Below are 11,798 nucleotides of genomic sequence, written 5' to 3' on the forward strand. Positions count from 1 at the left end.
GGGCACCGGAGGTTCTCAACAAACTCGATATGCTCACGGGTTTTGCCGTCGACAGCCTGTGTTGAGACGGCGGCCAACTGAATGCGCAGCTTGTCGCCCCGATTGTTCCAGAAAACCTATAATATGCAGACACATATTGTCAACAACTATGAGTTTCTGGAAGAAACTACTGGGTGACTTTCGCCACAACAAGGAAGCTGCCTTCATCCATGGACTTAGAGTCAGTACTAGTGCTATTGGTGGTGTTCTGGTTATTCTATTTGCACTATCGGTCTTAGGAGTCGTAGATCCTATCGAAACACTTCGAGCAACTTCATACGCTGTCATCTTGGTTATAGCCGATTTTAGAACGATCCGATATCTTGGTTGGATTCTTCGATTCAATCCTAATCTCTTTGGATTTGTGAGTTTATCCACAATTGTGACTGGGGTAACTGGTCTCGGAGCCGTATCTATAGCTTTGAGATGGAAGCGTTCTTAGAGCTGACAGAATCAGCACCCATTTGAGTACGTCAATAATGCCTCGATGCTCTGGATCTGTCCTATCCATATCGATGACCGAAGTTTCTGAATGACTCAACTCAAATCAGTCGACCAAAATCCTCAGACATTCTTGATCAAAGAATCGCTCTATGACCCCATCAGGTAAGGCACTGAATACCCCCGGTACCTCGTTCCTGACATCCTGCAAACCACCTCAATAGCCACCTGGATTGGCTCTCGCAGCATAGTTCTAATAGTATTAACTCAGCAGTAATGGTTATCTATCGAGCATGTCTTTAACACATCATGAGGGATTTTGGGGATGTTGAGGCAGTCAGGATATCTCTCAACAGCGGTATCAAACGGGATGGGAAGACTTCAGTTCAAATGCCTCAAGATCGATGGAACGCTGCCATTATTCGCGAGTCCCAGCAGCTATGCCAATTTGTACAGACAACCGTTGAACAAGCGATTGAAACATACTACGATCAGCTCAATATTGAAGCCAATAGCGACGGGCGAGTTGTTGCGATCAGACACCCGGTTCGTCTGAGTGGCGGTGTTTTAGATACGATCAGATTACTGGAGGAGATTGAACCAATATTAGACCAGTATGTCGACTCCCACGAGCAGTACGCTGAGATCGCATCATTCAGTGCTGCAGATATCTATGAAGAGGTGGCTAAAGAGGGACTCAATTTCTGTACTACGATTATCCCCCGAGTACGACTGTTCGCTCATACATATCTCTGGATTTTGTGGACCCATGAATCGCTCAGGCAAGCAAACCGGTTTGCAGGCCTGCTGATGGGCGAGCATGATTTCGAACAATTCTCAGAAAGTGCCTTTCCTTACATTGCTCATCCGCCACTGATCGTTGCGACTATCGCCTGTTCTACTATGATCGAGGAGGTCGGTGCAAACTACATTAATGCCTATGTGGCGGCTGAAAGCTACGATCTGGATGAAACAAGTCCCCGACAAGTATTGAAAGATATTGAAGAACACTATCCAGAGAGTGGTGACTATGATACTACAAAAATAGATGAGTTAGTGATTGATGCACGTAATGATATCAGCCACTATGTAACTGGTCGGGGAGAAACGATTACGCTTCGGGACTTCGAAGAGTTCTATCAAGCTGTTGGTGAGGGTATGAGGCTTGTCAATTCGATGTTACTAAATTTGATTCAGCCACCAATAGTAGAATTCCGGGCATCGTTGGATAAGCTCCTGACGTAGTATTGATGATGAAACAATCAACGGTTTAGATGCGAGAGTTTCTATTAACCAACACTGAGGCGTACCACAGATCGATTGTTGGTTAAGGTCTACTTTATCACCAGCCCACCCAAATAGTAGGGTTGAACCAAAACAGACGAAATATACTCTCTAATCTGCCGGTGCTGTCAAGGTCGTGGCTGCGCGCACAGCGACGTTCTCGTGAGCCTGCGAACGGGAGCCGGTGAGACGACTGTTGTCTCACCGAGCGAGCACGGAGCGGTGGGTGGGGAGGTGGGGTTAGGGTCGGCTCCGGCATAGAGCAAAAAAGAGCCGCGATGACCGGCTATTCCCACCACCGACCGCGTTCTGGGAACATCACGGTGCTCCACCCAGTGACGGCTACTGAGACACGCCCTTGGTACCAATTTTTCGACGCGCCGAGAATAGTCACCGTCTCGCCTTCATGGACTGATTTCGCATTTGACCGCACCCAGACCGTGAATTTCGTTCTCCCAGTCTCATCCTCGATAAGCCCCACTTGGGATATTGCTGGACTCGCCGGCTCCCAAAGTTGGACGATACGACCACGAATGCTCACCTCTTCTCGATTGATCGCCTCCAGTTTCCCAATTGGAACCACCTGTCCAGGGGCCGTTTGCAACTTCTCGAACGTCCCAACCACTGCACTCGATAGATCCGTTCCACCGACCACGGCTTCAGCCAATTGGCGACCAATCGCCGCCCTCGACCAGCCCTTCAATGTCTCGGCCAACCGCATCGCCTCCGTATTCACTGCACCCAACTGCTCAGTACTGAGCATCTCACGAGGATCCGCCCGATCTGGATGTACCATCGGGTTCACACACCCCGCCCGCTTGAAGAACTCCACACGCCGCGCCGCACTTTGCTCAACCACCGCGTCTCTCGTCCGCTCTTCTCGTCCGTCTTGACTCCCGAATACCGCCTTCGCACTGATCGATGCTAACTCGGCCTCTCGCCCCTGAATTCGCTCTTCTTGAACCAGAGTTTTTCCGTGGATATGATCTGGCCCTGCTTGGAGACGCCCATTGGGGTGGTTTGAATCCACTTTCGCCTGAATTTCCATCTCCACCGACGGCCGGAACTCAACAGTCTCATCGACGACCTCGAATCCTTCCTCATCAACCGTCACTTCATCCGTATTTTTGAATGCCTGCTCATCGACCGAAACTTCATTACTGGTTACGTTCCTATTTCTCATTGGGTAACACCGAAGGCGCTCACTCGGCGTCTTCTTCCGACACCACGACTCTCCAGCTGTGGCTCTCTCTATCGACCAACTCACCCATCACACGCTCTCGCTCGCGCCTTCACGAGCGCCCTCGGGCGCGAGTGAGAGCGTGTCCGAAGAGAAGACCCAACCAGTACCGCGCGCCGTCTCAGCGAGCGCAGCGAGTTGAGACTCGGGGCACGAAGGAGTGAGTGCCCCAGTGTCCGCCGAGAGCAAGCGTCCATCGGGATATGCCCGCTCGGTCCGGCCCGTTGGGTGGGTTCGTGTCCACTGAGACTGTCGAGAGCACGGCGAGCCGCAGCGTGGCTCGGCGAGCGGATCGGCACAAAGCAGTGGAACGCGAAAACCCACAAGGGGCGCAACCGACGGGGATACCCGATGGCGTCGAAGCCATATTCATTTTAGCCCGGAACGGCGAGCATGCTCGCCGCAGCCCGGAATGGTCGGTCGCGAGCGACGCGGAGGCGGACGACGGCGAGCGGGACGGGCCGAAAACGAATGCAAATCAACTGAGCTCCAATCGCATGCCTCGTCTCAACAATCAATAGAGATCTTCAGTAGAAACGAGATCCAAAACCACGCGCGACATATAACAGGGGCACTGAGTAGTTGAGCACCTCCTCGGCAGGAGTACTTCCGTCTAGTGCTTGATTGGGCCGCTGTCGGTTGTAACGGTATCTGAACCGGTTCAGCCAGCAGTGTGCGCTGGCTGAACTACCCATCCAAATGGAGTGAAAGCGGTCGATTCGCATTGTCACCGTATCAAACCATTTCTCGATGTAATTGCGATCATTGTAGTCGAGATCACTGCTCAGATTGTGCCGAGCTAAAGCGGTCAAGAGCCCATGCCGTCAACGAGGAATTCTCTTGCTCTGGTAGGTCAATCGTCTCTCTGAGCAGGTCTGCGAGTATCATGGTCACCACTCACTATGGCATGCTCATTGCTCAATTTCACTGAAATAGACAGTGCTTTTCACCCCCGAAGTTACGACGAGATACAGGTCTGAGTGGGATGACTACAACGAACTCGTAACAGTCGATTTCGATGAACCGGTTGGAACGTACGGATTTTCTGAGGAGTAACTCTCTCGCCGGTTACTCGTTTCCAAGATCTCGAAGCATAGCGTAAAGGAATGCTGCCGGTGTAAGACTCTGGAAGGCTCCTCGCTTGTTTGAGGAGACATAGAACATGATGGCAACTGTCAGGCAGATCCCGATTCTTTGCTTGTCGGAAAGATCTCGTACACCGGTTGCATTTATTGCTTCATCCAGCAGGATTGCTGAAAAGTTGTAGTAGAGTTCAAGTGAGTCATATTTTGTCCACTGAAAATTCGATTTTTTCTCTGTTACAACCGGTTCTGCTTCTGTACCTTCGATATCTACAGATTCCGGCTGGGTCTCGAAACTGGTATTGTATGTTGCTGTAGTAGCGAACTCGCTTACTGCGTAGTTTATTGATTGAATGTTGTCGATAGCCTGGAAGAACTGCATCGATGGCATAACTGGCTGCTGAATGCTACGTATTGCTGGCAGCATTTTTTGAATCGAAAGAGTATGTTGGTTTAGAGTAGAACTTACGAGAGCAGGGCCAAGAGACCTCTGCGGCTTCAGTTCGGGAAGTTGCTGAAGCCAGTGGATTGCAGTTAGTGACGGTATGTCTTGTTGAAACCGGTGGTGAAGGCTTAGGTACGCTGAATCCGGTGTGCCTTGCTGCATGGCTGCTATTGCTGGTAATTGTTTGGTGAAGAAATTCAGCTCTTGTAAGTGTTGTACTGCTTTGAGTGTTTCATTGAATGCGGAGAAATTGATGGCAGCAATCACTGAATCATCCAGAACACCGAACACTGAGTCGAGATCTCGGTCTTCACCGGAGGATTGGTTGTCTTCAGACATTGCAAAATTGAGGCGGGATGTGCCTATTACATTCACATGTTCGGATCTGACATGTATCAAGTTTCCGCTAAAACCAGTTTTTCTCGGATCCCATCTTTGTTCACATCGATAGCGGAGTGTCCAATCCAAACCTGATGCTAAGAGTCTGACCCCTCGCTCTCAACGCTCACTTGTGCAAACTTGCCTTCTCCTTCTGTGATGTCCAGATATCTTCCCCTGACCTGTCTCAACCAATCGTTGAACTCATAACCTGGATCTGAAACAGGTGCTACAGAAACTCCAGAACGTGGCCTTTCGACTGGATTACCTCTTCCAGGAAGACGGTCAACATGGTTTTGAGGCTTCAAATCACCATCTAGAATCTTATCTATCGTGTCCTTCATCAATTCACGGGAAACGTCGTACTGGGCAACAGAGCGGAATCCGGACATCATACCGCTTTCAACTTCAAACTCGATATATTCTAAGTACAGAAGTGTCGCCAACCACTGCTGTAGAATCAAGTTGAAAGATGACTCAGTCAGTGCTGAAAGACAGTCTCTCCAACCAGCACCAACAAAGGTCCAATCCACTATCTCTTCCCCGTGTTCTATCTCAAATCGTATGAAAGCAGATGTGACCTCAGTGAGAGAAGCATAGCAACTCCATAGTGCCCACTCTACAGCAGATGTGTTATCACCGTCTCTCCGAACTGTATTAAACAGGTTGTCCTCATCCACGTTATCAGATCCGGCCTCGACAACTTGCTCGAACACGTCAGGGATATAATTCATAGACAACGAGCCGTACGGAAGCTTATGTATCGCTGTAGGATCTCGACGGATCACAGACTGGGCTGCACGCCAACCGAGCAAACGGATACCTGTACCAGCTGTATCCCAAAGCTGTGCATCTGCTGCTTCCTTCAGCATTTCACCGGCGTCGTCTACTGCTTTTTGACGGGTTTTTTCACTGACAGTATCGAAACCAACTGTGCCAACCAGTTTAGATAGGCCTTGAGAGCTGTGTACTGCGACTGGTTCGTGTTGTTGATCTACGGCGTTGCATCCGATAGAGGATATGGTACTGACTGTTTCTGTGCCTACTTCATCTAAGTCTTCTTCAACCGCTTTTTCTCCGGCATTGTGAAGCCTGTTTTTACAAAGTTCCTCGACGGAGTCGCCTACCGATTTGTCTTCTCTCAGTTGGTCTGTGGAAACGTGTTTTAGCAGTCTCCCAACTTGTTCGTCGATGACGTTGAGGCCTTGTGTTGCAGCGGGTACGTCTCGATCATTGATTGCGGATCTGATGATGGATACAGGTACGAGAAACGGGTCTGTTTCCGATGAGTCGTTATCAGCACTTTCTGCGTCGGATATAATCTGGCTTGGCGTGAGCTCTTGTTTGACTCGTTTAATGATTCCTTCTGGTGTGGTTTGTTCCAGCGTTCTGTCGACGAAAAAGTATAGCAGGAAGAATGAGGCCGTTGCTAAACCGATAGCGTAGGAAAGTGAGAACCTGAGAAGGTAGGGAGTAAGATGGTTGAACGCGGTGAGAACAGCTACATCCACAGCGAGGGAGGTTGCGAAGACGCCTACTGTCTTTTTGTATACTATGTCAGTTCTGAATAAGTCGGCTAATCTTGTTGAGTACCGTGATGTGGACAACTGGATTCCCAAGATTATTACGGAGAATACGATTGCGAAGACTGCTGCTTGTATCGATGCCAGGGTGGTCAGTACTTGTTGCCCGTTGCCGGAGGGGTTCCACGTGGAGAGTTCTGCTATTAGTAGAGAGGATCCGGTTATGACTGCGAAGATTGCTGTGATCGGCCATGGCAGATATTCACCCATTTAGTAAGGGCAATGACACCGGCTTGTTTAATTTACTGTGGATGAGGGTGTCATAGAACACTTCTCACACCGTGATCACGGTACTTCCTGGATTGTCTCTTCGTTCGTAGTTGGTGATTGCGACGACGAGTCGAAGACACAGCGCGAGGAAAACTTGTGCTCGCGCATGGACGCGGCCTCGGGCGTGCGTTCGCCCGAGGCCACAGTCCTTCACTGATTCATTAGTTCGTTCGACGCCACTCCGCCGGTTGTACGTCTCGTCCAGCGTTGATTGCTTCATCTGTATGTCCTCGCTGTGGTCAGTGATGCGATCTTCGACCCTGTACTCGATGTTTTTCGGGTCATCAGTGTTTCGAGCGTTGTATGGAGCGACTGGCACGACGCCTGCGGCCAGCAGGTGGTCGTGCCAGTCGAGCGTGTCGTAGGCACTGTCACCGAGCATCCACAACGGTTTGCCGACGGCGAGCGCGTCACGTGTGACGCGCATCGCCGTCTCCTCTGGTGCTTGTTTACTCTCGGTGAACTCCGCTGCTATTGGGATCTTTTGCCCCGTCGAGACGATTGTGCAACCATAGCCGTAGTAATACTCGTCGTCGGTTGGATCATAGCACTTTGAGGCGTCTGAATCGGCGGGCATCGCCCTCACATCGGTCGAATCGATGCAGTACGTCATGTTGAGCAGGCCGCGGCGGGCGGCCTGCTCGACGAGCCGTTCGAAGACATCCTCAACAACGTGTTCGAGGTCGGTGAGAAAGCGATCGACCGCGTCTCTCGACGGCGGTCGATCGAACCCACAGCCCAGCCAGACGATCGTGTTCCGAAGCTCTCGTGCAACGGGTCGAATGCCGTAGATGTCCTTGTAGTAACAGTGGAGAAAACCGCGCATCAACGCGGGTGGCTCGTGGTCTCGTGTTCGCCCCGTCTCCGCCGGGGCGAACACATCGAACTCTTCGAGAAACTCGAAGGAGACGTACTCAGACAACGCTAATGTCTCTGTCTCCACGACATTGAAGAACGAGTCTACCGAAGGATCACCTTGCAGGGTTGCTGAACTCATCCACCTCAGCATTCACCCTGCTCTTTGGTGTGCTACTCGTTCTATGACACCCTCTTACTGTGGATATCAAAACAAGGGCTTGAGATTTACAGCTAAGTCATACGTTTCCAACTATATTCTGTTAGCAAGGGCTTCCAGCCCAGCATATCTCTTTAATTGACTCTGTAGTTTCGCTAAACGGCGGGCGATCCGGGCTATTTTGAAACCCTCTTCTCAATTTAAAAAGCGTGCATTTAAATTCGATTCTACTAGAACATGCCTCAGAATTACCCCTCGAAGACTGGGAGATTATGTATCGCACCAACGCCATGACCACGTCGGGTGAGTTCCGAGCGAATCTTCTCCCAGTCAGTGACGTTTGCGAACCCGAGCAGCCGGCGGCTGACTTCGACTTTATGTGGAAGATGGTCACGGTGTTCACTTCGAACGTTGTATACAAGGGTACCCCCATCGACAGGGTCGAATTCACGATCCATTAGAGATCCAACTCCCGAAGCGGCCGTACGCGGAAAGTATCTGACTCCTCAACTCTCTCGTTCAATCTGCCAGTGGTTGTGACTGTATTCCGTGAGAGTCGATTCATGAGTTCGGTGCGAACACGCCGGCGATTGAGTAGCGTAGTGTGACTCCCCAAGAGATCATCAGAATATCGTTTTTCAAAGTGCTCTCCAGACCCATCGACTGCGAAGTATCGCGTCCGTTTTTCACCCCAGATGTGCGAGGAGACGTACTCCGCAGCCACGGGTTCGTGGGTGAGCTCGACGAGAACCGACTCGACGAATGAGACGATAGAAAGTGGGCTCTCTTCGTTTGGGACAGTCAATGTGAGATCGGCCCAAGCTTGATCACTGGGGCAGTCGATCTGATTCGATTCCGGGGGCTTCTTCGATGAGTTGTATTCACTAGACATTGTTGTAGCGGGCGTTTTTGTGCGCCCTCACCCCCTCAGGGGGCGATAAAATGCTGCGTCGTCTACGAGTACAAACACGGACAGCTCCGTATGCCGACCGAATGCACTAGGGTGGATTCGGTTGTTGGAGTTGACGAAGGTCACCAGTCTCAACTGTATCTCGCCACAGCTGGAGGACGGCGAGCGTAACCAACCGAACGGTTCGAACCTCTATACAAGACGGAACTGCATCATCATGGGCCGCCTGTGGTGGCTCGTGAAAATGAGGATCTGGGAGTTCGACGCGAGGGTGGCAATCATATCGATAATTGAAATCGTCACCCTCTGTGTAGTGGTATCGATAATATCCCTTGGTCGTCCAGGTAACGTCGAATCGACCGGACTTTCTCTCAATACCGTCATCAAGATGTAGATGAACTGCTTCAGGATTGAGTGGATTGTCGAATTCGCTAGAGGTAACCAGTGGTTCGTAGTCCTCGGCGACTGTCCGAACCCGCGCCATTATATCTGGATCTGGAGCACCCGTATCGACTCGGTCCCAGTCGTCTGTCACACTTCAGCCTCGGCCAGTCGGTGTGCTTCGTCAACTTGGATGGCAGCCTTCGCAATTGCAAGGTTGCGACGTGTCGACTGCCACTCTCCGACATCACTCCATCCCTCATCGCCGGGTTCAAGTCCGATCACGAGATCCTCAGGACTCTCGACGTCGTAGGTCTCGCGGAACTCCGCGATTGATTCTTTCATCTCCTGGATGCCTTCAACCAGTTCTTGATGTGAACACGTCGCCCGGAGTTCTTCGATACGTCTATCGACGAGTCGGCCCTGATTGCGTTTGTACAGAGTAGTGCGACCTTCCTGTTCGGTGGTGCCAATCCCTTCCTCAACGAGTTCATTGAGGTACTTTCGAGTAGTCGGTTCGCTCACGCGAGCACGGTCTGCAATAGTACTTACTTTCGAGTAGGTGGTTGTCTCTTCGAGTATCTCTTTGACACGTTCTCTAGCCGTAGTGTCGGATGTCCACTCGTCGACTACCTGTTCGTTGATATCGGTCATGAGTGCTTATTCGGTCCCGAAACAAATATATCTTTCCTAGAATCGCATATATTATTTAGAGTCACTCGTCTACTGTTTTTCCGAGTTCTTCGGCAAGTCGGTCGAGACAGATTTCGATTTCAGGTGCTTCTTCGATGAGTTGTATTCACTAGACATTGTTATAGCGGGCGTTTTTGTGCGCCCCCACCCCTCAGGGGGCGATAAAATGCTGGGTCGTACACAAGCTCAGACATTGCTTGCAAGTGCCTTGTGAACCGCCTCGGGGGCAACCCCCGAGGCATTCGCCTTGGTTAAACCCACGCGTCGACCCGATGTACAAGCGCAGCCGAGAGTAGAGGGCCAGCAATTATAGTTCAAACTATAATAGTTGAAACCCTAACACAAGTGAAAACCTCGATTGTTGGGTCGCAATTAGTCGATAGTCGACTCGTATAGACAGAGTGCTCTGAGGGCTGCGGCCTGTGTGATCGCTTCGGTGCTGTACCCCGGACCGCCGAAGGTGTACAGCACGGGATCGACCTCCCACGAGCCGTCGGCCTGCTGTGTTTCGAGCAGGTAGTCGACGGCGTCCCAGACCGCCTCCCGATCGGGGCCGATGCCACTATAAAGGAGGGCCTGCAGCGCCCAACCGGTCTGTATCGGCGTCGACTCGCTCGGTTGATACTCAATGCTTCTCGATTCCGGCTGGCTCGGATCGTAGTGAGTCTGTTCGCCCCAGCCACCGTCGTCGTTCTGTCGGCTGAGTAATGTTCCGCGGGCAGCGATCACGAAGTCGTCATCCAAGTCAACATCGACGGCTCGGAGCCCCTCCATTACGCGTGCGGTGCCGTAGGTGTAGCCTTGTCCCCGGACACCGAGCCACAGCCCGTTGTCCATCTGATTCTCACGCAGATAGGAAACGGCGTCGTCAATGTGGCGATCGTCGTCGACGGTATCTCCCTGCATACCGAGTGTCGAAAGGGCGTTTCCAGTGATGTCTGGCGCGGGAATGTAGCCGAAGCGGAGCTGATACTGTTCGTCACAGATCGTCGACCGAACCTCGCTGGCGACCTCCGCCGACTGGAAGGGAGCGAAGTCGGTCGTGTACGCCGACCAGCTCCCGTCGCGGTTCTGTACACGACGGAGGAAGTCAATCTGTTCGTCGAGATCACGATCGGTGAGCACCGACAGCGAGCCAAGTGCGACCGCAGTGGTGTTCCAGTCGGAGAACGCGTGCGGCAGGTATCCCCAGCCGTGTCCGTGGTGGCGTCGGAACGGCGCTGGCTCGCGGTCCAGCTCACGACCGACCGTCTGTGGCGTCCGCGCCTCGGAGAGCCACTGGGCCGATTCCTGTAGGAACTCGGCGTTCGGCGAGCTGCCGGCGGCGAGCAACGCTTTCTGAACCAGTGCCGTATCCCGGACCGGGAGCCGATAGCTCTCGACGCGTCCCTCGTCGGTCAGCCGGTTGTCGGTGATCCAGCGGACGGGCACGCCGACCTCGTCGTCGAACCACGAATAGCCGCGTTCGACGAGCGCGAACGTCGCAACAATCGTCGTCGGAACGGTGTTCCACGCGCCGTTCGTCAGACGCCGACTCAAGAGCACGTTCTCGGCGACCTCGATCAGTTGTGTTTCGTCTTCGTCGAGTTCTCGCTCGTAGGCGGTCGCACCAAGCAGGAAATACGCCATCTGTTGGGCGATGTAGCCCGGCCGAGCAGTCCGATCCTGCGCGGAAACCGCCTCTCCGTCGAAAGCCGACGTGAGTGCCATCAACTCGCCGGCCCGGATCGGTAGCTCCCGTGGGAACAGTTCGTCGAAGCTGTGGTCGTCCGAGAGCACCGCATACAGCAGTCGCATTTGGAACCGATCTGTGAAGCCTGCCTCGTCTTCGGAGGTCATCAGCGACTGGTCTTTCGCGTCGATCTCCCGGAGAACGTCTTCGACCACCGACTCGTATTGGTGGTCGTCCATCTGGTGGAACAGCAGCAGCATCCCGAAGTTGGTTACCGTGTCGTTCCAGCCGCCGTCGGTCGACCGCCGGTCAAGCAGATACGAGAGAGCGTCGTCACGTTCATCTTCGTTTCCCCAAATCTGGTC

Annotated in this window: 8 protein-coding genes and 1 pseudogene; 1 reads left to right on the forward strand and 8 read right to left on the reverse strand. The window is 52.4% G+C overall.

Annotated features, from left to right (window positions below; genetic code table 11):
• The first annotated feature begins 789 nt into the window (after positions 1 to 789).
• A complete protein-coding gene (locus EGH24_RS12420) occupies positions 790 to 1,725 on the forward strand; it encodes a hypothetical protein (protein ID WP_142980457.1) in 936 nt (311 codons plus the stop codon).
• Between the two features lie 325 nt (positions 1,726 to 2,050).
• Here the strand turns inward: EGH24_RS12420 and EGH24_RS12425 are convergent, their stop codons facing one another.
• The 8 genes and pseudogenes from EGH24_RS12425 to EGH24_RS12465 all read right to left on the reverse strand — a co-directional run.
• Positions 2,051 to 2,947 (reverse strand): DNA-binding protein, encoded by an 897-nt coding sequence (locus tag EGH24_RS12425; protein ID WP_142980458.1) that lies wholly within the window; start codon positions 2,945 to 2,947, stop codon positions 2,051 to 2,053.
• A 584-nt stretch (positions 2,948 to 3,531) separates the two neighbouring features.
• A pseudogene (locus EGH24_RS12430) lies at positions 3,532 to 3,822 on the reverse strand (hypothetical protein); the annotation flags it as partial.
• A gap of 250 nt (positions 3,823 to 4,072) precedes the next feature.
• On the reverse strand, positions 4,073 to 4,870 hold the full coding sequence (locus EGH24_RS12435) for a hypothetical protein (protein WP_142980459.1): 798 nt from the start codon (positions 4,868 to 4,870) through the stop codon (positions 4,073 to 4,075).
• Positions 4,871 to 5,007: 137 nt separating this feature from the next.
• Positions 5,008 to 6,702 (reverse strand): DUF2254 family protein, encoded by a 1,695-nt coding sequence (locus EGH24_RS12440; RefSeq protein WP_142980460.1) that lies wholly within the window; start codon positions 6,700 to 6,702, stop codon positions 5,008 to 5,010.
• Positions 6,703 to 6,766: 64 nt separating this feature from the next.
• Positions 6,767 to 7,759, reverse strand: coding sequence for a transposase (locus tag EGH24_RS12445; RefSeq protein ID WP_142980461.1), 993 nt, complete (start codon positions 7,757 to 7,759; stop codon positions 6,767 to 6,769).
• 1,016 nt (positions 7,760 to 8,775) lie between these two features.
• A complete protein-coding gene (locus tag EGH24_RS15520; protein WP_142980463.1) occupies positions 8,776 to 9,222 on the reverse strand; it encodes a hypothetical protein in 447 nt (148 codons plus the stop codon).
• The gene (locus EGH24_RS12460; RefSeq protein ID WP_142980464.1) at positions 9,219 to 9,722 is read right to left on the reverse strand and encodes a winged helix-turn-helix domain-containing protein; all 504 of its coding nucleotides are present in this window, start codon (positions 9,720 to 9,722) and stop codon (positions 9,219 to 9,221) included. The genes EGH24_RS15520 and EGH24_RS12460 overlap by 4 nt, the downstream gene beginning before the upstream one ends.
• A gap of 411 nt (positions 9,723 to 10,133) precedes the next feature.
• Positions 10,134 to 11,798: prenyltransferase/squalene oxidase repeat-containing protein (locus EGH24_RS12465; protein ID WP_142980465.1), on the reverse strand; the 1,665-nt coding region annotated here is incomplete at its 5' end.

It is taken from the genome of Halonotius terrestris (genome assembly GCF_006861665.1).
In the GTDB taxonomy this organism is placed as follows: Archaea; Halobacteriota; Halobacteria; order Halobacteriales; family Haloferacaceae; genus Halonotius; species Halonotius terrestris.